Here is a 22,376-nt window from a genome sequence, read left to right as displayed (position 1 = left end):
CTGACGGGATATTGATTGGCCAGTCAATCAGTATCAGATTTTCCGCCGAAGATCACCCCGGAATCTTATCGCGTCGGAACCGGAGTTTCTCCGCGGTAATCGTAGAAACCGCGGCCTGTCTTGCGGCCCAGCCAGCCGGCCTCGACATATTTCGTCAGCAGCGGGCAGGGGCGGTATTTCGTGTCCGCCAGCCCGTCATGCAGCACGTTCATGATGGCAAGGCAGGTATCCAGCCCGATGAAATCCGCCAGTTCCAGCGGCCCCATCGGATGATTGGCCCCAAGTTTCAGCGATTCGTCGATGGATTTGACGCTTCCGACGCCTTCATACAGCGTATAGACCGCCTCGTTGATCATCGGCATCAGGATGCGGTTCACGATGAAGGCCGGAAAATCCTCGGCCGAGGCGGCGGTCTTGCCCAGTTTCTCGACGACGTCGTGCAAGGCGGTATAAGTCGCCTGATCGGTGGCGATGCCCCGGATCAGCTCTACAAGCTGCATCACCGGAACCGGGTTCATGAAATGGAAACCCATGAATTTCTCGGGACGGTCGGTGCGGCTGGCCAGCCGGGTGATGGAAATCGACGATGTGTTCGAGGTCAGGATCGTTTCCGGCTTCAGATGCGGCAACAGATCCTCGAAAATGGCCTGCTTGACCGTTTCACGCTCGGTCGCGGCCTCGATCACCAGATCGCTCTGCCCCAGATCGGTCAGGTTCAGCGTCGTGGTGATCCGTGCCATGGCGGCATTCTTTTCGTCGGCGGTAATCTTGTCGCGGCTGACCTGACGTTCCATGTTGCGGTCGATCAAAGAGACGGCCTTGTCCAATGCGTCCCGGCTGATATCGTTGAGCAATACATCATAACCCGCCAGCGCAAAAACATGGGCGATGCCATTACCCATCTGGCCCGCCCCGATGACGCCTATTTTTTCTATCGCCATATCCGCCTCATCCGTCTCGTATCGTTGATCGGCGTGACGATAGGCCGGGCGATGCGATGCTGCAATGCAAAACCGCCCCCGGATCGTTCCAGGGGCGGTGAAGCTTCTCCGGAGGAGGGGGGCTCTGCCCCCGCCGCGCTTTGCGCGACTCCCCCGAGGTATTTTCACAAAGAAGAAACGGTTACAGCTTTTCGGTGAGCTCGGGCACGGTGGTGAAGAGATCACCGACCAGGCCGTAATCGGCAATCTGGAAGATCGGGGCCTCTTCGTCCTTGTTGATCGCCACGATGACTTTCGAATCCTTCATCCCCGCAAGGTGCTGGATCGCGCCCGAGATGCCGACGGCCACGTAAAGTTCCGGGGCGACGACCTTGCCGGTCTGGCCGACCTGCCAGTCGTTCGGAGCATAGCCCGAATCGACGGCCGCGCGGCTGGCGCCGACGGCGGCGCCAAGCTTGTCGGCCAGCGCCTCGATGATCGCGAAATCGTCTTTCGAGCCGACACCGCGCCCGCCCGACACGACACGACCGGCCGAGGTCAGTTCGGGACGGTCGCTTTTGGCGAATTCGTCACCGACCCATGCCGACAGGGCGGGATCTTCGGCGGCGGCGATATCCTCGATGGACGCCGCGCCGCCCTGGCCCGCCGCGTCGAAACTGGCGGTGCGGATGGTCAGGACCTTCTTCGCGTCTTTCGATTTCACCGTCTGGATCGCGTTGCCGGCATAAACGGGGCGTTCGAACGTGTCGGCATCGATGATGGCCGAGGCATCCGAGATCACCATCACGTCCAGAAGTGCCGCGACGCGCGGCATGATGTTCTTGGCATCCGTGGTGGCAGGCGCGACGATATGGTCGTAATCGCCCGCAAGGCTGGCGATCAGGGCAGCGGTCGGCTCGGCCAGCCGGTGGCCGTAACGCGCATCCTCGGCGACCAGCACCCTGGCGACGCCGTCGATCTTCGCGGCCTCCTGCGCGGCGTCCCTGGCCGAGGCCCCGGCGCAGAGCACCGTGACATCGCCCAGAGCCTTGACCGCCGTCACGGCCTTGGAGGTGGCGTCAACGCTCAGCTCGCCTCCGGTTACTTCTCCAAGCAGCAGAACCGCCATCACACCACCCCCGCTTCTTTCAGTTTGCTGACCAGTTCATCGACCGATTCGACCCTGATGCCCGCCTTGCGGCCCTCGGGCTCGCGGGTGCCGGTGATTTCGAGCCGCGGAGTGACATCGACGCCGTAATCGGCGGCGGTCTTTTCATCCAGCGGCTTCTTCTTGGCCTTCATGATATTGGGCAGCGAGGCATAGCGTGGCTCGTTCAGGCGCAGATCGGCGGTGACGATGGCCGGAAGCTTGACCTCGATGGTCTGCAATCCGCCATCGACCTCGCGGGTGACTTTCGCGGATTCACCCTCGATCTCGATCTTGCTGGCGAAAGTGGCCTGCGACCAGCCCAGCAGCGCGGACAGCATCTGGCCGGTGGCGTTCATGTCGTTGTCGATGGCCTGTTTGCCGGCGATGACCAGTTTGGGCTGTTCCTCATCGATCACGGCCTTGAGGATCTTGGCAACCGCCAGAGGCTCGATATCCTGATGCACGTCATCGGCGGCGACCACCAGAATGGCCCGGTCGGCACCCATGGCCAGCGCGGTGCGCAGCGTTTCCTGCGCCTGTTTCACGCCGATCGACACGGCCACGACCTCTTCGGCCACGCCTTTTTCCCGAAGCCGGATCGCCTCTTCAACCGCGATCTCGTCAAAGGGGTTCATCGACATCTTCACATTCGCCAGATCGACACCCGATCCGTCCGCCTTCACGCGGGCTTTCACGTTGTAGTCAATCACGCGCTTGACCGGCACGAGGACTTTCATTCGCCTCTCCCTTTAGTTTGCGTCATCTGTCGAGAGGCAGTGTTATCGGCAGATTTCGCGGATTTACAGTATAAAAACGCCATAAGACGTGACGTTTGCGGCTGTCATGCGCTAACGGCTGCCACCCGGCACCCAAAGGATATCCGCGGTGCCGCCATCATTCGACAGGCGGGCGGCGACGAACAGCCAATCGGACAGCCGGTTGAGATAGCGCACTGCCGAGCCGTTCACATCGCCACCCTGCGCCAGTTCTGTCGCGCGGCGCTCGGCCCGGCGGGCGACGGTGCGCGACAGATGCAGATGCGATGCCAGTATGGTGCCGCCCGGCAGGATGAAGCTGCGCAGCGGCTGAAGACCGGCATTCATGTCGTCGATTTCCCGTTCCAGCCGTTCGACCTGGGAATCGATGATTCGCAGGACGGGGTAACCCGCCTGATCGTCCGCCGCCATATTGGGACGGGCCAGATCCGCGCCCAGATCGAAAAGATCGTTCTGGATCACCGACAGCCGGTCAGCCAGCATATCGGCGGCATGCAGGCGGCACAGGCCCAGCGTCGCGTTCAGTTCGTCCACGGTGCCATAGGCCTCGACCCGGGGATCGTGCTTGGCCACGCGGCTGCCATCGGACAGCGCGGTATCGCCCTTGTCGCCGGTGCGGGTGTAAATCTTGTTCAGAACGACCATCAATTCGACCTTATCCAGATGAACAGCATGATCAGGGCAACGGCGATTGCCTGCGCAATGATCCGCCACCGCATCATGCGATTGCCGTGTTTGCGGTTGAATTCACCACCGCGGGCAAAGCCGCCGATGCCGGTGGCCAGAATCGCCAGCACGACCAGCATCGCAAGGATGATGACGAGGAACAGGGGCTTGTCTTGCATGGATCCGCCTTTCAGGGCCGACCCTATCCCTGCCGCGCCAGCCAGTCCAGTGCGCGGGTCGGCAGAATCCGGCGGCCCAGCCCTGAAATCCATGTTGGCACCGTGACATAATAGCGCGGGGCGGGGTTCGCCGCCGTCAGGGCATGCAGGATCCGGTCGCTGACCGCCGAGGCGGGAAGTTCGAAGCGGTCTTTCTTCTCCGCCGGTTCATAGAGCCGCTTCAGCAGGCTTTTCCGATATTGATCGGCGCGGGGGCTGTCCTGCCAGTTCACCCATTTCTCGAAATGGGGGATGGCGTTTTCGCGGATGCGGCTGGCGATCGGACCGGGCTCGATCAGGATGACCCTGACGCCGGTTCCCTCCATCTCCAGCCGCAATACATCTGTCAGGCCTTCAAGCGCGAATTTCGTCGCCACATAGGGACCGCGCCAGCGGATCCCGATCAGCCCGAGGACCGAGCTGATATTGACGATCCGGCCGCCATGTTCGCGGAAATGCGGGATGAGCCGGACGGTCAGGTCATGGGTGCCGAACAGATTGGTCTCGAAGATCGAACGCAGGGCGCCGCGCGGCATATCCTCGACCGCGCCGGGCAGGGCGAAGGCCGCGTTATTCACCAATGCGTCCAGTTGCCCGCCCGCCAGAACCTTGTCCACCAGTTCCGCCACACTGTCCGGGTCGGACAATTCCAGGTGATGGCATTCCATTCCTTCGGCAAGGCGGGCTGCGATATCCGTGGGTTTGCGGCAGGTGGCGACGACCTGCCAGCCTTCGCCTTGCAGGCGCCTCGCGGCATCCAGACCGATTCCCGAAGAGCATCCGGTGACAAGAACCCGTCCCGGCATCTAGGGCGCGTCTTCCGACAGGAACTGTCCCGACATATAGCCGATCCGCCCATCCATATCGCGAATCTGCACCCATTCCGTATCCAGTGGCCCCAGGGCCTCGACCGGCGCGCCGGCATCCAATGCGCCGATCACCCGGTCATTCGTCGAAGGCCCCGAGCGGACATTCACGCTTGCGGCACTGACATACAGAACCGGCCCTTCCGCTTCGGCGATCGTCTGCGGGGTCTCGAGGGGCCGGTCTTCATATTCTGGCGACGGTTGCAAATCCGGGCCGGGGAAATCCTGTACACGCTCGGGGGTCTGAACCTCTGGCTGGACCAGATCCGACGGAGGGGCGCTGTCGGCGCCGCTGGATTTCGGCGCGGCGGGCAGTTCGGGCAGCAAATCGGATACGGGCTTTTCCTCGGGGGCTTTCTGTTCCGCAGGAACCTGCGGCTTAGCCAACGGCTCGCCCGTGCCATATGCCGATAGTACGTAGAGCAGCGCTGCGACCGTCGCTGCTATCAAAACTATCAATCGTAACATTGCGTCGCCCTTGTCCCGCGCCTTGGTCTCACCGGTGGATCACGGATGAATTACACTTTCGTGATAGTAACGCCAAGATAGCGTGGCATGTTCCGCAGGTGAATTTCCGTCTGGACCGTTGGCGATTGTCAGCCTATCCAGTACGACATGTCTGACGATTTGCCCACCGAACCCGAGAATACACAGGCCGAGCCTCTCAGCCGCGCCATTGGCGAGCGCTATCTGACCTATGCGCTTTCCACGATCATGAACCGCGCCCTGCCGGATGCCCGCGACGGGCTGAAGCCGGTGCATCGTCGCATTCTTTACGCGATGCGCGAATTGCGACTGGCCCCGAACGGGGCGTTCCGCAAATCGGCCAAGATCACCGGCGATGTGATGGGCAATTATCACCCGCATGGCGATGCCGCGATCTATGACGCCATGGCGCGATTGGCGCAGGATTTCGCGATGCGCTATCCTCTGGTGGACGGGCAGGGCAATTTCGGCAATATCGACGGCGACAATCCCGCTGCCGCCCGCTATACCGAGGCCCGGCTGGCGCTGGCATCGGAAGCCCTGATGGACGGGCTGGCCGAGGATGCGGTGGATTACCGCCCGAATTACGATGGCACCCTGACCGAGCCGGTGGTGCTGCCTGCGGCTTTTCCCAATCTGCTGGTCAATGGGGCGTCGGGGATCGCGGTGGGGATGGCGACGAATATTCCTCCGCATAACCTCCACGAAGTGATCGATGCCTGCCTGCATCTGATCAAGACGCCGGATGCCCGTGACGATACGATCGCAGGGATCGTGCAGGGTCCCGATTTTCCGACCGGCGGGGTGCTGGTCGAGAGCCGCGAAACCATTGCCGAGGTTTACCGCAGCGGACGGGGTGCCTTCCGGATACGCGCCAGATGGGAAAAAGAGGATCTGGGGCGCGGTCAATGGCAGCTCGTCGTCACCGAGATCCCCTATCAGGTTCAGAAATCCAAGCTGATCGAACGGCTGGCCGAACTGATCCAGAACCGCAAGATCCCCATCCTTGCCGATGTCCGCGACGAATCCGCCGAGGATATCCGCATCGTGCTTGAGCCGAAAACCCGTAGCGTCGACCCCGAGCAGCTGATGGCGGCGCTTTACCGGGTCAGCGATCTCGAATTGCGCTTCAGTCTGAATATGAATGTGCTGATCGATGGCCGTGTGCCCAAGGTGTGCAGTCTCAAGGAAGTGCTGAGGGCATTTCTGGATCATCGCCGCGAGGTGTTGGTCCGGCGCTCGAATTTCCGGCTTGAGAAGATCGCGGCACGGCTTGAGGTGCTGGAGGGCTATCTGGTTGCCTATCTCAACCTTGACCGCGTGATCGAGATCATCCGCTATGAGGATGAGCCGAAAAAGATCATGATGGCCGAATTCAGGCTGTCGGATGTTCAGGTCGAAGCGATCCTGAACATGCGTTTGCGCGCCTTGCGCAAGCTTGAGGAAATCGAGCTGCGGGCCGAACGCGACAGTCTTCTGGAAGAGCGCGAGGGCTTGCAGGCGATGCTGTCCGATGAGGGCGCGCAATGGGCGCGGATCGCCGAGCAGCTTCGCGAGGTCCGGAACCTGTTCGGAAAATCGACTCGGGAAGGGCAGCGCCGGACACAGATCACCGATGCCGCCGATGTCGAGCCGATCGACATGGATGCGATGATCGAACGCGAGCCACTGACAGTCATCCTGTCCAAGATGGGCTGGATCCGGGCGATGAAGGGGCATCAGCCGCTGGATGCCGAGCTCAAGTTCAAGGATGGCGACGGCCCGGGACTGGCGCTGCATGCCGAGACGACCGACAAGCTGCTGGTCTTTGCATCGAATGGCCGGTTTTACACCTTGCCCGCCAATGGTCTGCCCGGTGGCCGCGGGATGGGGGAGCCGCTGCGGCTGATGGTCGATCTGCCCAATGACGCCGATATCGTTGCGCTGTTCCCCTGGCGCGAGGGCGAGAAATATCTGATTGCGTCGAAAGACGGGAACGGGTTCATCGTGCAGTCGGGCGATACGCTGGCGCAGACGAAATCCGGAAAGCAGGTGCTGAACGGTTATGCCTTGCTGTGCAAACCCGTCAGCGGCGATCACGTCGCGGTGGTGGGCGAGAACCGCAAGATGCTGGTCTTCCCGCTGGACGAATTGCCCGAGATGGCGCGGGGCAAAGGAGTCCGGTTGCAGAAATACAAGGATGGCGGCCTGTCGGATGCGATCTGCCTGACGCTGTCGGATGGGCTGAGCTGGCCGATGGGCGGCGGCAAGACCCGCACCGAAAGCGATCTTGAGGAATGGCTGGGCAAACGCGCCGGAGCTGGCCGGATGGCTCCGCGCGGTTTCCCCCGGGACAACAAGTTCGTCTGATCCGCTTGTCCTTGAGCGTCCGGCCGGGGGATGATCTTACGCCCGGTCGTCGTTCCTAGGCTTCCGCAAGATCGCGCGAGGCGCGCGTGTTGTCGCCGGTATCGGTGAGGGCGGAAGCCTCACCCGCGCAGCGTTCCAGGATAACCCTGATCTCTGATCGGCAAGAGCCGCAATTCGCTCCGGCGCCCAACGCCGCGCCGATCTCGTCGAGTGACGAAAGTTGCTGGCTTCTGATGGCGCGCTCGATGGTCAGGCTGCCGACGCCCGCACAGGCGCAGATGGTCGGGCCAGTGTCCGGTTGATCCAGAGGCGGGATGCCTGCCATATCCGCCGGTTCCCACATCTTGCCCAGCAGCCCGGCCACATGGCTGCGCGACACCGCGACCGGCTGCGGGCCGGTGAACAGCAGCGCGTGCAACCGCCCGCCATGAAGCGCGGCGAAACGGTGGATTTGCCGGTGCCGGTCATGCAGGGTGATCAATTGCGCGTCAATGTTCAGCAATTCCCGGACATATTCTTCCCAATCATCCGGGGAGCGGTCATCCGCAAGCTCGTATTGATTGCCGTCGGGCAGCACTGCCTTGGCCCAGTAGGACGTCGCGGGTGACAGGTCATTCTTCGTCAGCATGAAGCCATACCAGCGGGGGTTATAGCGCTCTATCGACACCGCCGCGGATTTGAGCGCGGGCTGTCCCGACACCGGATCCACGGCGGCAGGAACCACTGCCCCGACACGCCCCGCCTTGCCCGTCTCGCCGGTCCAGTGGATCGGCGCAAAGGGATGGCCGGGTTTCACACGGTCGGTCACCAGCACCCGCAGGACAGAAGTGCCATGCCGATTTGCGACCCTTGCCAGATCGGCGGGTTGCAGGTTCAACCGCTTGGCGTCGTCTGGATGCAGTTCCAGAAACGGCTCGGCCAAATGCCGCGCCAGACGCGGTGATTTTCCGGTCCGCGTCATCGTGTGCCAATGATCCCGCACCCGTCCGGTATTCAGGCGGAACAGATGCCCGTCGGCGATCGCCTCGGGAAGCTGTGGCCGGATAGGGAGCATCCGGGCCTTGCCATCGGCGGTATGAAAACGCCCATCGGCAAAGAAGCGCCCGCCTTTGCGCGTGGCGGATTGAGGCCAGAGGATGGGGGCCATCCGGTCATATTCCGCGCGGGTCATCGCGGCGCAGGCCGAAATGTCGAAATCGCTTCCCAGCGTCCCGGCGATTTCGGACAAGGCGGCATATTCGGCAAATATCTCTGCCGGATGCTGCCATGCGAATGCGTCCGGCCAGCCCATCCTGCGGCCAACCCCGGCCAATATGCGCCAATCGTCCCGGGCCTGACCGGGGGCGGGCAGGAAGGGGCGTTGACGGCTGATCCGGCGTTCGGAATTGGTGACTGTGCCGTTCTTTTCGCCCCAGCCGGTTGCGGGCAGCAGTACATCGGCAAGCCGGGTCGTGTCGGTTCTGGCCATGACATCCGACACTACGGTGAAATCGCAACCGGCGATGGCACGGGCGACGCGGTCGGCATCGGGCATCGAAACGGCGGGATTGGTGCAGATGATCCACAGCGCCTTGATCCGCCCGTCTTCCACCGCCCTGAACATGTCAACGGCTTTAAGACCCGGCCTCTCCGCAATGTGGGGGGAGTTCCAGAAATCCCGGACAGTATCCCGATGCATGGGGTTCTCGATCTCCAGATGACAGGCCAGCATATTCGCAAGCCCGCCGACCTCGCGTCCGCCCATGGCGTTGGGTTGTCCGGTGACGCTGAATGGCCCCATGCCCTCGCGCCCGATGCGCCCGGTCAGCAGATGGCAGTTGATGATCGCGTTGACCTTGTCCGTGCCGCTGTCGGACTGATTGATGCCCTGCGAATAGACCGTGACGACTTTCTCGCTGGCCAGCCAGATCTCCAGAAACCGGGCCAGTTCCGCGGGGTCCAGCCCCGTCATCGACGGATCGGATAACCGGGCCGCCGCGATGGCCTCATCCGCGCCCGCCAGATGATCGCGAAACCTGGCCGAGGCAAGTCCGCGCCGGTCGATCTCGGCCAGAAGGGCATTGAAAAGCGCCGCGTCGCTTCCGGGTTCGATGGCCAGATGCAGATCGGCGATATCGCAGGTGGCGGTTCTGCGCGGATCGATCACGACGACCCGCATCGACGGGCGCGCGGTCTTGGCGGCTGCCAACCGCTGATACAGAACCGGATGGCACCAGGCGAGGTTCGAGCCGGTCAGAACCACGGTATCGGCCATCTCAAGATCCTCATACAGTCCCGGCACCGTGTCCGAACCGAAGGCGCGGCGATGCCCCGCCACCGACGACGCCATGCAAAGCCGCGAATTCGTGTCGATATTCCCCGATCCGATAAAGCCTTTCATCAGCTTGTTGGCGACATAGTAATCTTCAGTCAGCAATTGGCCGGAAACATAGAAGGCGACGGAATCCGGTCCGTGAGCCGCGATAGTCCCGGCGAACCTTCGGGCAACCAGATCAAGCGCCTGATCCCAATCCGTTTCCTGCCCGCCGATCTGCGGCGCCAGAAGACGCCCTTCAAGCCCGACGGTTTCGCCAAGCGCCGAGCCCTTGACGCAAAGCCGGCCGAAATTGGCAGGATGATCGGGATCGCCCTCGATCGCGGCGCCGCCCGTCCCGTCAGGCGTCGCAAGCACTCCGCATCCGACACCGCAATAGGCGCAGGTCGTGCGGACCGGTCCGGGGCGGCTATCGCATTCCATCATCCGGTTATTCTGCCGGAATCTCTGCGGGAACGGATGAATGCGGTCTGGCTTCCGGTTTGTCCCGCAGCGAAGCAGAGGTTCTGTAATGCGTGGAATAGATCATCGCGCCGACAAAGGTCAGCCCGCCCACCACATTGCCGAGGATGGTCGGAATTTCGTTCCAGATCAGGTAATCCATCCAGGTGAATTGTCCACCCAGCAGAATCCCCGAGGGAAACAGGAACATGTTCACGATGGAATGTTCGAATCCCATGTAGAAGAAAACCAGGATCGGCATCCACATCGCCATGATCTTGCCCGAGACCGAGCTGGACATCATCGCACCCACGACGCCGGTCGATACCATCCAGTTGCACATCACCGCGCGGATGAACAATGTCAGCATCCCGGCAGATCCGTATTCGGCATAGCCAAGGGTGCGGCCTTCGCCGATATGGCCTATCTTCTGTCCGATTTCGTTCGGCTCGGTCGAAAAGCCGAATGTGAAGATGATCGCCATGAAAACCGCAACCGTCATGGCGCCCGCGAAATTGCCGCAGAATACCAGCCCCCAGTTGCGCAGCATTCCCTTGACCGTCACACCCTTGCGACGATCCAGAAGCGCCAGAGGGACCAGCGTGAACACTCCGGTCAGCAGATCGAAGCCCAGAAGATAAAGCATGCAGAAGCCGACCGGAAACAGCAATGCGCCGATCAGGGGATTGCCGGTATCCACCGTAACGGTAATCGCGAAGGCTGCAGCAAGCGCGAGGATCGCCCCGGCCATATAGGCGCGGATCAACGTGTCCTTGGTGGACATGAAGACCTTGGATTCTCCGGCATCAATCATCTTCCGGGCAAAATCTGGTGGATTGACATAGGACATGGGTGTTCCTTTCCGGTTGGGTGTTCCCGATGGGCAGGCGGTTACCAGTTTGCGTATTCCAGATATTTGCCGGACATGGTGATCCTGACGCGGTCGCCTTTCGGATCGGGTTCCCGCTCGATCGCCATCGAAAAATCTATCGCTGACATGATGCCATTGCCGAATTCCTCATTGATCAACGCCTTGATCGTCGGTCCATAGACCCCGACAATCTCGTAAAGGCGGTAAACGCATGGGTCGGTCGGCACGGTCTGGCCCCAGAGTTTCAGCGGGCTTTCGGCCAGCAGAGCCACTGCGCTTTCGGGCAGTCCAAGCAATTGCGCAAAGGCGCGGGCCTTGTCCTCGGGGAAAGCGTTCATGCCGGTCGCAGCGGAATGGGTCCAGACCGGCGACATGCCGATCTTCCCCGCGATTTCCGCCCAGCTCAGCCCCGCCCTTTTCTTGGCGCGCAGGATCATCGCGGTCAGATCGTCGCGTGTGATCTCATCGGGAATCATCTTGTTCATGGAAACTCCTTTGGCGGCTCAGGCCGCATGGCTGCGGGCGATCAGCGACGCATCGATCAGGATGCGGCCCTTCTCGACCCGCGTCGCATAGGTGCCGACATGGCCCTTATCGGCTCCGGTGGCTTCGCCGGTATTCATGTCGAAAACCCAGTTATGCAAAGGACAGGTCACCGAGCTGCCGTGAACGATGCCTTCCGACAGCGGACCGCCCTTATGCGGGCAGCGGTCGTCCAGTGCGAAAACGCGGTCATCCGAGGTGCGGAACACGGCGATGCAGCCTTTCGCGGTGCGTACCAGCCTTGCGCCTTGCACGGGAATATCCGCCAAAGCCCCGATATCGACGAATTCGGTCATTCCGCAGCCTCCAGCGTGAAATCCGCCATCGGTGCCCATTTGCCGGACTGATCGCTGGCGGAATGTTCGGCCCAGGGGTCCTTGCGGTAGACCGACTGGCTGATCTCGAACCGTTCCACCAGCGCCCGGCGCTCATCCGGATCCTGCACGACCCGTTCTTTCACCCAGTCCAGACCGACCTTGGCGACCCATTTATAGGCGCGATCCAGATATTTCGCATTTTCCCTGTAAAGCTGGATGAAGGCGGTGATGATCTCGATCGCTTCATCCTCGGACGGAGTGGAGGCCAGCGGTTCGGTTTCCTTCAACTCCATCCCGGCGGCGCCCGCCACGCTGATCTGATAGCCGGAATCAACACAGATCACGCCGATATCCTTGCAGGTCGCCTCGGCGCAGTTCCGGGGACAACCGGAAACGCCCAGCTTGACCTTATGCGGAGTCCATGATCCCCAGAGCAGCTTTTCCAGACGAATGCCCAGCCCGGTCGAATCCTGCGTGCCAAAGCGGCAGAACTCCTTGCCCACACAGGTTTTTACCGTGCGCAGCCCCTTGGAATAAGCATGACCCGAGACCAGCCCGGCCTTGTTCAGATCGGCCCAGATATGCGGCAGATCCTCTTTGCGGATACCCAGCAGATCAAGCCGCTGTCCCCCGGTGACCTTGACCATGGGCACGTCATATTTCTCGGCCGCGTCGGCGATGGCCCGCAATTCGGCGGGCGTCGTCACGCCGCCCCACATGCGCGGCACGACGGAATAGGTGCCGTCCTTCTGGATATTGGCGTGGTTACGCTCGTTGACGAAGCGCGACTGGCGGTCGTCCTGATATTCGGTCGGCCAATCGGCAAGCAGGTAGAAATTCAGTGCCGGGCGGCAGGAATGGCAGCCGCCAATGGTCTTCCAGCCCAGTTCCTGCATCACCGCCGGGATGGATTTCAGGCCCATCGACTTGATGAGACGGCGCACATCCTCGTGGCTGTGATCCGTGCAGCCACACATCCCCGCAGGGGTCGGGGCGGCAAAGGCATCGCCCAGCGTCGCCTTCATCACCTGTTCGACCAGCCCGGTACAGGTGCCGCAGGATCCGCTTGCCTTGGTCTGTGCCCTTACCGCGTCCAGGGTGGTTGCGCCGCCCTGAACCGCCTCGACGATCCGCCCCTTGCAAATGCCGTTACAGCCGCAGATCTCCGCCTCAGGCGGCAAGGCTGCAACGGCCTCCATAGGGTCCAGCTTGCCGCCTCCCTGAAAGGCGGGACCGAAGATCAGCGTTTCGCGCATATCGCCGATATCGGTTCCGTCTTTCATCAGGCCGTAGAACCAGTTGCCATCGGCGGTATCGCCATACATCACGATACCGACGATCCGGTCATTCTCCAGCACCAGCCGCTTGTAGATGCCCCGGCCGGGATCGCGGAAAACGATATCCTCGCGCCCCTCGGCTTCGGCGAAATCCCCCGCACTGAACAGATCGCAGCCGGTGACTTTCAGCTTGGTCGCCGTTTGCACCGGGCGGAATTCGGCGGCCTCGCCAAGCAGGGATTTCACAAGAACTTTGGCCTGATCGTATAGTGGCGCGACAAGGCCGAAAAGCTGGTTGCGATGCTCGACACATTCGCCAAGCGCGAAGATATGCGGATCGCTGCTGCGCAAACCGTCATCGACGACGATGCCGCGCTCGACCTCGATCCTTGCGTCTACGGCGATGCGTGTTTCGGGGCGGATACCCACCGCCATGCAGACCAGATCGGCGGGATAGACGGTGCCGTCCTCCAGCAGCACCGCTTCGGCGCGGTCATTCCCCAGAATGGCCTTGGTTGCGCCACCGCAATGCACCCTGATTCCGCGCGATTCCAGATCGCGTTTCAGCAGATAGCCCGCCGCCGGATCAAGCTGACGCTCCATCAGGTGATCCATCAGGTGAATGACGGTCACGCTGGCACCGCGCGCGGCCATGCCTGCCGCCGCCTCGAGCCCAAGCAACCCGCCGCCGATCACGACCGCATCCTTTCCGGCCATGCCGGCCTGGATCATGGCATTCGTGTCTTCCAGATCGCGATAGGTCACGACGCCGGGCAGTTCCTTTCCGGCCACGGGAATGATGAAGGGCGCGGAGCCGGTGGCGATGACAAGCGCGTCATAATCGGTTTCGCGCTTGTTGGTGCGGATCTTCCGGGCCTCGCGGTCGATGCCGACCACCGCCTCGCCGAAATGACAGGTCACGCCGTGGGCGGCATACCAGTCATCGTCATGGGTCACGATATCCTCATAGGTTTTTTCGCCGGACAGAACCGGCGACAGCATCAATCTGTTGTAGTTGCCGCGAGGCTCCAGATTGAACAGCGTCACATCATAGGCGTCGGGATCGGCTTCGAAGAGATGCTCCAGCATCCGGCCCGAGGCCATTCCGGCCCCGATGACAACCAGTTTCCTTTTCATCGAATTCTCCATTTCAGGCGGCTTGCGGCGCGTTTGCGCGGCCGATGCGCCGGATCGAAACTTCCATCCATGCGAGGCAAAGCGCGACCAGGACGAACATTGCCATGAAGCAGCTTGACCAGATGCCAGTCGCGTCACGCAGCCAGCCGAACAGGAAGGGCAGGAAAAAGCCGCCCAGCCCGCCGATCATGCCGACCAGCCCGCCGACCGCGCCGACATTTTGCGGGAAATAGCTTGGCACATGCTTGTAGACGGCGGCTTTGCCAAGGCTCATGAAAAAGCCCAGCACGAATATCACCGGAATGAAGATCAGGATCGACACGCCACCGGGGAGCGACAGGATGGCGGTCATCAGAAGCGAGACGACAAGCATCCGGTACATCACCCGGCGCGCGCCGATCCGATCCGAGAGTATCCCGCCGTAGGCGCGGAAAATGGATGCGGGAACGGAATAGGCCGCGCCGATCATTCCCGCTGTCTTGATATCGAAGCCATAGACCTCGATCAGGTAATGCGGCAGCCACAGCGCCAATGCGACGAAGCCGCCGAATGCGAAGAAATAATAAAGCGAGAACCGCCAGACCCGGATATTCGCCAGCGGCGCGAATTCGTCGCGCAGACTGCGTGGCGGGCGGCCGGTCACGCGCTCTTGCCGGATAACCGGATCATCTTCGCTCAGCAGCCAGAACGCGATCGCGATCAGGGCGAGCACCGCCGCCCAGATCTGCGCTGTCGCCTGCCAGCCCAGCGCGACCATGACAAAGGGCGCGATGAATTTGGTGAGTGCAGCGCCGACATTGCCCACGCCGAAAATCCCCAGCGCCGTGCCTTGTTTCGCGGATGGGAAGAAGCGTGAGACATAGGCGACGCCCACCGCGAAAGAGCCTCCGGCAAGCCCGACGCCAAGCGCCGCCAGAAGCATCTGCGGGTAACTGCCGGCCCATGACAGCAGAAAGGTCGCGGCGGCTGTGGCCAGCATGGTCACAGTATAGATCAGCCTTCCGCCAAGCCGGTCGGTCATGACGCCAAGAACGATCCTGACCACCGATCCGGTCAAGATCGGCATGCCGAGCAGAAGCCCGAACTGGGTATCCGACAGCGCCAGTTCCTGCCGGATTTGCACGCCGATGATCGAGAAGATCGTCCAGACGGCAAAACAGACGGTAAAGGCGACCGTGGAAAGCGTCAGTGCCTTGTTGGCAGTCGTTGCTGGCGGCGTTGCCGGATTTCCTGTGTCCGACATGGCGGCTCCGATTCGCTATAATGTCGCTGATGCGCGGGCAGGGCCACGCGGTTTCTGGCGTCAGTTAGCTTTGGTGGCAGATGCGAAGGCAACGGATCCCGGTCGTTTTGCTGCGCGGGATTCCGTAAACGCCGGGTTCTTTTGCAGTTGCAGAGGCAAATGCATCAGGAACAGCCAGATTGATGACGATTCCGGCGGAGCGGCAAGGTTTCGAAAATGATCGCAAGACCACTTGAACCCGCCGCTGAAAACCATTAGCTGGCTAATGAAATATAATAAGCCAGCTAACGAAATCCCATAATCCCATGTCCACCGACCCCACCATCATCGACTCGCTTTTGCAGGTCATGCGGTTGATGCGCCGTCATTTCGACGAATGCGTCCGCGAAATGGGCCTGACCATGTCACGTGCCCGCGTCATTGTGGAACTCGCGCGGCATGACGGCATGTCGCAAAACGATCTTGCCCGCGTGATGATGATCGAGCCGCCGACATTGAAGCGGCAGATCGATGCGCTTGAAGCCGACGGTTTCGTTGAATGCCGCCCGGCAGAGGATGACGGGCGCAAGAAGGTGATCTTCCTTTCCGAAAAGGGGCGCCAAAGCAAGGTCAACGAATTCAGCCAGTCGCTGCGCGATGACGTCTTGCAGGATATCGACGCGGCTGATCTGGCCACGGCCCGGCAGGTGCTGGACCAGATCGCCGCGAATATCAGGAAGCTGGCAGACCGATGAGCGCTGCGACCGATCAACCATCGGTCGGCCAACCGTCGGCCGGTCAAGCTTCGAAAGAGCAGACCGAAACGCCCCCGCCCCTGCCGCCGGAGCCGCCATTTTCGCTATATCGGGCGATGGCCTATATGGGGGCCTCGATGGTGCTGGCGCTGTCGCAAGGACTTGGGCAGGGTTTTGTCACGACCAATATGCCGCAGATTGCGGGTGATCTGGGGATCACCACAACGGAAGCCGCCTGGCTGATGGCGGCCTATATGATCCCGCGCGCGGTGCTGCCCTTGATGCTGATCAAGATACGGACGCAATACGGCCTGCGCCGTTTCGCCGAGATCGGCATCGCGCTTTATGTTCTGGTATCCTTCGCCGCGGTCTGGATGTCCGATCTCAGATCGGCAGTCACGATTCAGTTCCTGTCGGGCTGTGCGGCCGCGCCGCTGGCGACGCTTGCATTCCTGTACATGCTGGAACCTCTGCCGCAGCAATGGAAAATGCGGATTGGTTTGCCGCTTGCGCTGTTGTTCCTGATGTCGGCGCCGAATCTGTCGCGGGTCATCTCGCCCGCCCTGATCGGAGACGGAGGGCTGACATGGGTGCATCTTGTCGCGCTTGCGCTGGCGATGATGTCGATGGGGCTGGTCTATTTGCTGCCCCTGCGCCCGGTGCCCCGTGAGCGGGTCATCAAATCGCTGGATATCGTCAGTTTCCTGCTGATCGGGATCGGCTTCGGCGGTCTGGTCATTTGCTTCGTCATGGGCCCGATCCATTACTGGACCGAGCAGGCATGGATCGGCGTTCTGCTGGCCATATCCGTCCTGTCCCTGACGGGCGCCGTCGCGATCGAACTGAACCGGAAAGAGCCGCTTATCGACATCCGGTGGCTGACCAGCCCGGCAATTCTGCATCTGACCGCGACATTGTTCCTGTTCCGTCTGATCTTGTCCGAACAGTCCAGCGGTGCGCCCCGAATGTTCACGGCACTGGATGTTGCTCCGTCACAGATGATCACGCTGTTCACGGTGATCCTGATCGCCTGCGTGATGGGCGCGCTTGCCTGTATCGCATGGATCAAGCCCGGGCGCGAAAAATGGTTTCATCTTGCCGCGCTTGTGCTGATTTTCACCGGCGCGTTGATGGACAGCCGCTCGACAGTCCTGACCCGGCCCGAGCAGATGCTGATCAGTCAGGCACTGATCGGCTGTGCGGGCATGCTGTTCATGCCGCCCGCTGCGATGATGGGGCTGCTTTCGGCATTAGCGAAAGGCCCGCAATATCTGCTTTCCTTCGTGATCGTGTTTCTGTCGACGCAAAGCCTTGGAGGAGTGCTTGGTTCGGGGTTGTTCACGACATTCATCAATCATCGTCAGGCCGGCTATTTTCAGGCGCTGGCCGAGCAGTTGACCGTGACGGGTCAGCAAACCACCGCGGCAATCGCCGCCGGGGCCGCGATGACGGCTTCGCGGATTACCGATCCCGTGCAGCAACAGTTGCAGGGGGTTTCGCTGCTGGTGCAGGAGGTTACCCGGCAATCCTACGTGCTGGCTTATAACGACGCCTATTTCCTTATTGCCCTGATCGCGGGCGGAGCCCTGACCGCGTTGCTTCTGCATGTGTTCCGCGACTGGCTGGCGCAGCGGATGACCCGCGATCAGGGACCTTCAGACATTACGGAACCGAAGACATGAACAAGACCCATATTCTTCCCACAATCATTGCAGTCATCATCGGCATTGCGGGTATTCTGCTGCTGTTATTCGCCTGGCATCTGCCGCCTTTCCAGCCTGCCGAGCCAACGACCGAGAACGCCTATATCCGCGGCAGGATCACCACCATCGCCCCGCAGCTTTCCGGCTATGTCAGCGACGTGGCGGTCAAGGATTTCCAGACCGTCAAGGAGGGCGACGTCATCGCCCGGATCGACGATCAGAGCTATCGCCAGAAACTTGCGCAGGCCGAAGCCCAGCTCGAGGCGGCTAAGGCTGCGCTGGAGGTCGGTGAACAGGATGTCCGGTCGGCAGAGGCGACCATGCGCTCGAACGAGGCCGTGCTCGCATCGGCAAGATCCGGGCTGGAAACCTCGGAGGTAAGCTGGGACCGGGCGCATGCGCTGCGTGAACGGGGCGTGGCCTCGCAATCCTCCGAGGACGAGTCGCAACTGGCGCTGCGGCAGGCGCGGGCATCGGTGACGCAGGCCGAAGCCGCGCTGGACGTGCAGCGCGAGGCGATCAATTCGGCAAAAGTCGCGCTTTCCTCGCGGCAGGCGGATATCGCCGCTGCCGAGGCGGCGGTTGAACTGGCCCGGATCGATCTGGAGAATACCGTGATCCGTGCGCCATCGGCGGGGCGGCTTGGGCAGATTGCGGTGCGCAAGGGGCAATATGTCACCACCGGCACGGCTTTGGCGTCGCATGTCGGCGAGGATATCTGGATCGTGGCCAATTTCAAGGAAACCGGATTGCGCGGGATGCGTGTCGGGGAAACCGTGACCTTCACCGTCGATGCGATACAGGGACGGGAATTCACCGGCAAGGTCGAGGCGTTCTCGCCTGCGACGGCATCGGAATTCAGCGTCATGTCGGGTTCGAACGCAACCGGTAATTTCACCAAGATCGCACAGCGTCTGCCCGTCCGCATTTCGATCGATCCGGATCAGGAGATGTCGGAATATCTGGCGCCGGGGCTGTCGGTCGTGGTGCGGGTGGATATCGATCATATCCCGGGAAGCTGATTCCTGCGAACCCGGGGCGCGGCTTGTGCCCAAGGGGCACGGACGTGCCTAGCAGGCAGGCATTTGATCTTGATCTTGCCTGTTGGCCACGCTCAGATACGGCATGGCCGATGCGAAACCCCATCTGTTTCGACGTCTCTGGCTGCGCCTTCTGGCGACAGCCGGAATCGCGGCTGCCGTGCTTCTGAGCTGGTGGCTGAGGATCGATCAGGCGCGGGCGCCCTCCGAGATCGCTACGACCGGTTTCGGCGAGACGATCGACCTTGGCCGCAGTCTGTTCACGCCCGAGGCGCTGCAACTGCGCCGCAGTCCCGATCAGCCCGATCAGCTTGTCCTGACCGCGTCGGTCGAGAATGTTACTGGCAAGACGCAGAATGCGGTCTTTGGCAGTCCTGAACATCCGCCACTGCTGACGATGGGTGAAAACCCGCTTGCACCGCCCGAGATCGTCCTGATACGGGACGACGCGCCACTATACGAGCTTCAGCCGCGGATCCCGGAAAAGATCGCGCTGGTCTGGACGCTGGCGGCACCATGGCAGCCGCAAACGGTCGAGATTGCCTTCTCGCGCCAGACCTTCAAGCTTCGGGACAATCTTTACGGGCAGGCGAGCTGGCTTGTTTTCGTTCCGGAAGCGCGGATGACCGCCGAACCCGAGGCTGCGCCGTGAAACCCATCGTCAATATCCTGATCGGGCTTGTCGCTATCGTGCTGCTTGGCGCGATGATGTTGACCAATCCCGATTACAACAGCGCGGTCCGTCCCTTTGTCACATCGGTGAAACCCGGGGAATCGGGAGAGACGCGGCTGATTTCCGGGCGGTTCGAGAACTGGCGCAGTGCCGACCGGATCCAGTTCAGCCGCTATGGAACCGAGATTACCCGCGATACCGACGGAATCTTTCTGGTTGCGGATTTCGTTCTGTCGGGAACGCGGGAATCGACCATGCTTTCCGCGACCTGGGTCGGAGCAAGCAAGCGTCGCTATCGCGCGACCTCGCGCATTGCGGATGTGCCGGGGCAGATCGACCAGCTTTGGCTTCAGCCGGGCATGAACAGCAAGACATTCGCAATATTCGAGCTTCCACCCGATGAGATCGAAGGCGGTTCTGCCCTGCTGTCGCTGCGGCTCGATCCGCCGCTTGACGGCACGCTGCTTCTTGCCCCGCCGGATTCGCCCCCCGCGCATGAAGCCATCCTGAGGCTGGGGCCATGAAATCGATCGGGCTTGTCATCGCGACATTGTTCTTCTTCGGCCTGTCGGTCCTGATCGTTGCATGGCCGGATCTGAAGGAATTGCGGCGCGGCAGGAACTGGGATGTCGCGCAATCTGATCAGTCCGAGGGCGAATTGCATGGCGTCAGGGTCTTCGTGGATCAGACGCGGGCGATGATCCTGCCTGCGGCGCCTGACCGTGCGTTGATCTATCTGCGGCTGGGATTGCAGGGTGAGCCGGATCAGATGCGGGACTGGCTAAGCTGCGATATCGGCCTGACCGATGACAGCGGGCGTAAATGGCTTCCACTTGCCAATGCGGCGGGGGCTCAGATCACCGGGTTCCTTGGCGACGACCCCTATGAGCAAAGTTGCAATCAGTCTTTGAGTATGCCGCCGGAAGATGGCAGCCCCTCTTTTTCAGGGCAGCCCTTTCTGGTGCCGGCGGATGTTGTGGGTGGACTCAGGCTTGAAATCTCGGGTCTGAATACACGACCGGATGCGTTGTCATTGCCACTCAACCCGGTGATGCAGCTTCCACCCGGCTAGCCTGTTGCGCTGCGTCCTGCGCGCGCCCGGCAAGTTCAAGCCCTGCCGCGAGGATGCAGAATTGCAAGGGACTGACCAGAAGCCCGCCCGGTGGCGCTCCGGGGGCGTCGAAAAGAACGTTCAGCGGCACCGAAGCGATCTGCCACATCTGCATGTCCTGCGGCCCGATCAGGTGAGCAAGTCCGATCCAGGCCCAGTTTCCCAGCCAGTCGACAAGCCGCCACAGCACCAGCACCGAGGCCGTCAATGCAAAACCCGCAGAAGCTGCCAGCAGGATGCCATTCGTCACCGCATGCCAGCGTTTGATCACCCCTCTCCAGAAATGTCCGAGAAAATCGGTAACTGGCTTCGGCAGGGCTTCCCAGCGGCGTAGTGCCCGGCCCGCCAAGCGATCCGTCTCGCCGCGCACCGCGTTCATGTCGTGACCATAGACGATAGCGCCAAGATTGAACCAGACCAGAGGCAAGAGCGCATACCAGAAAAGCGCTTTGACATTCGGCCAGAGTTGCGGCGCAGGGGGCCAGTCGACCGGTATCGCCGAGGCATCGGTGATCGCGGCCGATGCCTCCGAGACAAGCCAGTTCATCAGGTCGCCCGGCGGCGGCATATTTGCCATCCACCCAACAATCTCGTTCTTCCAGCCCGAGATGACATACAGACCCAGAAGCGCCCAGGTTGCCTCGCACAGGACGATCAGCATCGACCAGGACTGCTTCCCGGTGCGTTCACTGAAATATTTGGCAAATTTGCGGATCGCCCAGACCAGCAGAACGGCAAGGATCACCCAGCCGGTCTGGCTGACTTCAAGGGCCGTGGGAGTCGCCTTCGGGTCGTTGAAATCAATCTCCGACATCTGGGTGGCAAGGAAGATCTGCGAATAGCTGCGCAGCGTATCGCCCAAAAGGCCCCATCCGGCGTAATAGCCGTAAAACGGAACAAGCACCGCCAGAAGGGCAATCGCGAAACCGGAGGGCGGCGCCTCGGTTTCGGCGGTGCCGGGCTCCGGTTCCGGCGCGGGTTGCCTGCGGCGTAGCAGCATCCGCATGCGCATCCGGGGCAAGCCGTTTCTCAGAATCACGAAAAACACCACGAAGATGACAAGCTGAAGCAGGATGACCGGCGCAATGGTGACCAGCCCGAGAAGGCGGTTTTGCAGACCGATCCAGACCGCCGCGCGCAGAAGAAGCTGGTCCAGCACGGTCCCTGCGGCCCAAATCGCCGACAGCAGAAGCGCATAACGATAGAACAGGCTGCCGGTCAGCCTGAGATGCTGGCCGATCACTTTGATCGCATCCGTCATCCTCTCCCCCTTCGCAATGCCGGGCGCAGCAGATCATGCAACAATAAGAACCAAATATTCGCCCGCGTCTACCGGCAGGTATCATGCGGTGATTTTCCCCTGGCCATGATCCGCAGAGCGGCGGGGAGATCGGGCGTCGACGGCTGCGCCTCCGGTTGCAGGACGGGATCAAAGGCCGGTTTCGTCCAAACCGCATCACATGGTCACGCCAGATCGCCTGAAACCGCATGGTCAGGCCATTATTTATGCCGCAGATACGCAAGAAATAGCCCAAAATCAG

Annotated in this window: 21 protein-coding genes; 7 read left to right on the top strand and 14 right to left on the bottom strand. The window is 61.4% G+C overall.

Translation table 11 applies throughout. The features are described 5' to 3' along the window. Nucleotides 1–65: 65 nt before the first annotated feature. From D3P04_RS19230 to D3P04_RS19200, 7 genes are all read right to left on the bottom strand, one after another. The gene (locus tag D3P04_RS19230) at nucleotides 66–941 is read right to left on the bottom strand and encodes a 3-hydroxybutyryl-CoA dehydrogenase (RefSeq protein ID WP_119751499.1); all 876 of its coding nucleotides are present in this window, start codon (nucleotides 939–941) and stop codon (nucleotides 66–68) included. 181 nt (nucleotides 942–1,122) lie between these two features. Continuing rightward, nucleotides 1,123–2,049: an electron transfer flavoprotein subunit alpha/FixB family protein gene (locus D3P04_RS19225; protein WP_119751498.1), complete on the bottom strand. Its 927-nt coding sequence runs from the start codon at nucleotides 2,047–2,049 to the stop codon at nucleotides 1,123–1,125. Beyond that, nucleotides 2,049–2,807 (bottom strand): electron transfer flavoprotein subunit beta/FixA family protein, encoded by a 759-nt coding sequence (locus tag D3P04_RS19220; protein ID WP_119751497.1) that lies wholly within the window; start codon nucleotides 2,805–2,807, stop codon nucleotides 2,049–2,051. Before D3P04_RS19220 ends, D3P04_RS19225 begins: the two co-directional genes overlap by 1 nt. 111 nt (nucleotides 2,808–2,918) lie before the next feature. After that, nucleotides 2,919–3,491: a cob(I)yrinic acid a,c-diamide adenosyltransferase gene (locus D3P04_RS19215; RefSeq protein ID WP_119751496.1), complete on the bottom strand. Its 573-nt coding sequence runs from the start codon at nucleotides 3,489–3,491 to the stop codon at nucleotides 2,919–2,921. Beyond that, nucleotides 3,491–3,691, bottom strand: coding sequence for a twin transmembrane helix small protein (locus tag D3P04_RS19210; RefSeq protein ID WP_119751495.1), 201 nt, complete (start codon nucleotides 3,689–3,691; stop codon nucleotides 3,491–3,493). The genes D3P04_RS19215 and D3P04_RS19210 overlap by 1 nt, the downstream gene beginning before the upstream one ends. Before the next feature lie 23 nt (nucleotides 3,692–3,714). Continuing rightward, the gene (locus tag D3P04_RS19205; protein WP_119751494.1) at nucleotides 3,715–4,536 is read right to left on the bottom strand and encodes an SDR family NAD(P)-dependent oxidoreductase; all 822 of its coding nucleotides are present in this window, start codon (nucleotides 4,534–4,536) and stop codon (nucleotides 3,715–3,717) included. Then, nucleotides 4,537–5,064 (bottom strand): SH3 domain-containing protein, encoded by a 528-nt coding sequence (locus D3P04_RS19200; RefSeq protein ID WP_119751493.1) that lies wholly within the window; start codon nucleotides 5,062–5,064, stop codon nucleotides 4,537–4,539. 147 nt (nucleotides 5,065–5,211) lie between these two features. Here D3P04_RS19200 and parC point away from each other — a divergent pair, with 147 nt between their 5' ends. Next, nucleotides 5,212–7,431, top strand: a complete 2,220-nt coding sequence (gene parC, locus D3P04_RS19195) for a DNA topoisomerase IV subunit A (protein ID WP_119751492.1) — start codon at nucleotides 5,212–5,214, stop codon at nucleotides 7,429–7,431. 55 nt (nucleotides 7,432–7,486) lie between these two features. Here parC and D3P04_RS19190 read toward each other — a convergent pair whose 3' ends face one another. From D3P04_RS19190 to D3P04_RS19165, 6 genes are read right to left on the bottom strand one after another with little or no spacing between them, the layout of a single operon-like run. Beyond that, on the bottom strand, nucleotides 7,487–10,171 hold the full coding sequence (locus D3P04_RS19190; protein WP_408634398.1) for a molybdopterin-dependent oxidoreductase: 2,685 nt from the start codon (nucleotides 10,169–10,171) through the stop codon (nucleotides 7,487–7,489). Nucleotides 10,172–10,175: 4 nt separating this feature from the next. Beyond that, nucleotides 10,176–11,036 carry a formate/nitrite transporter family protein gene (locus tag D3P04_RS19185; protein WP_119751491.1) on the bottom strand — a complete coding sequence of 287 codons (861 nt, stop codon included), beginning with the start codon at nucleotides 11,034–11,036 and terminating at the stop codon, nucleotides 10,176–10,178. Nucleotides 11,037–11,077: 41 nt separating this feature from the next. Further along, on the bottom strand, nucleotides 11,078–11,542 hold the full coding sequence (gene cynS / locus D3P04_RS19180) for a cyanase (RefSeq protein ID WP_119751490.1): 465 nt from the start codon (nucleotides 11,540–11,542) through the stop codon (nucleotides 11,078–11,080). 18 nt (nucleotides 11,543–11,560) lie between these two features. Beyond that, complete coding sequence (gene nirD / locus D3P04_RS19175) at nucleotides 11,561–11,896, bottom strand: nitrite reductase small subunit NirD (RefSeq protein WP_119751489.1); 336 nt, start codon at nucleotides 11,894–11,896, stop codon at nucleotides 11,561–11,563. After that, on the bottom strand, nucleotides 11,893–14,331 hold the full coding sequence (gene nirB, locus D3P04_RS19170) for a nitrite reductase large subunit NirB (RefSeq protein WP_119751576.1): 2,439 nt from the start codon (nucleotides 14,329–14,331) through the stop codon (nucleotides 11,893–11,895). The genes nirD and nirB overlap by 4 nt, the downstream gene beginning before the upstream one ends. 13 nt (nucleotides 14,332–14,344) lie before the next feature. Beyond that, a complete protein-coding gene (locus D3P04_RS19165) occupies nucleotides 14,345–15,574 on the bottom strand; it encodes an MFS transporter (protein ID WP_119751488.1) in 1,230 nt (409 codons plus the stop codon). 305 nt (nucleotides 15,575–15,879) lie between these two features. Here D3P04_RS19165 and D3P04_RS19160 point away from each other — a divergent pair, with 305 nt between their 5' ends. The 6 genes from D3P04_RS19160 to D3P04_RS19135 all read left to right on the top strand — a co-directional run bounded on the left by D3P04_RS19160 (nucleotide 15,880) and on the right by D3P04_RS19135 (nucleotide 20,796). Continuing rightward, nucleotides 15,880–16,308: a MarR family winged helix-turn-helix transcriptional regulator gene (locus tag D3P04_RS19160; protein ID WP_119751487.1), complete on the top strand. Its 429-nt coding sequence runs from the start codon at nucleotides 15,880–15,882 to the stop codon at nucleotides 16,306–16,308. After that, the gene (locus D3P04_RS19155; RefSeq protein ID WP_119751486.1) at nucleotides 16,305–17,990 is read left to right on the top strand and encodes an efflux MFS transporter permease; all 1,686 of its coding nucleotides are present in this window, start codon (nucleotides 16,305–16,307) and stop codon (nucleotides 17,988–17,990) included. The genes D3P04_RS19160 and D3P04_RS19155 overlap by 4 nt, the downstream gene beginning before the upstream one ends. Continuing rightward, complete coding sequence (locus tag D3P04_RS19150; RefSeq protein WP_119751485.1) at nucleotides 17,987–19,033, top strand: HlyD family secretion protein; 1,047 nt, start codon at nucleotides 17,987–17,989, stop codon at nucleotides 19,031–19,033. The genes D3P04_RS19155 and D3P04_RS19150 overlap by 4 nt, the downstream gene beginning before the upstream one ends. Nucleotides 19,034–19,115: 82 nt before the next feature. Continuing rightward, nucleotides 19,116–19,703, top strand: a complete 588-nt coding sequence (locus D3P04_RS19145) for a hypothetical protein (protein ID WP_147391960.1) — start codon at nucleotides 19,116–19,118, stop codon at nucleotides 19,701–19,703. Further along, nucleotides 19,700–20,248, top strand: a complete 549-nt coding sequence (locus tag D3P04_RS19140) for a hypothetical protein (protein ID WP_119751483.1) — start codon at nucleotides 19,700–19,702, stop codon at nucleotides 20,246–20,248. Before D3P04_RS19145 ends, D3P04_RS19140 begins: the two co-directional genes overlap by 4 nt. Beyond that, nucleotides 20,245–20,796: a hypothetical protein gene (locus tag D3P04_RS19135; protein ID WP_119751482.1), complete on the top strand. Its 552-nt coding sequence runs from the start codon at nucleotides 20,245–20,247 to the stop codon at nucleotides 20,794–20,796. Before D3P04_RS19140 ends, D3P04_RS19135 begins: the two co-directional genes overlap by 4 nt. Here the strand turns inward: D3P04_RS19135 and D3P04_RS19130 are convergent. After that, on the bottom strand, nucleotides 20,765–22,096 hold the full coding sequence (locus tag D3P04_RS19130) for a hypothetical protein (protein ID WP_119751481.1): 1,332 nt from the start codon (nucleotides 22,094–22,096) through the stop codon (nucleotides 20,765–20,767). The genes D3P04_RS19135 and D3P04_RS19130 overlap by 32 nt on opposite strands. Nucleotides 22,097–22,376 lie beyond the last annotated feature (280 nt).

It is taken from the genome of Paracoccus onubensis, assembly GCF_003591515.1.
Taxonomy (GTDB): Bacteria; Pseudomonadota; Alphaproteobacteria; order Rhodobacterales; family Rhodobacteraceae; genus Paracoccus; species Paracoccus onubensis.
Note: the sequence above shows the minus strand (reverse complement) of the source record. Positions and strands in the feature narration are given on the sequence as shown.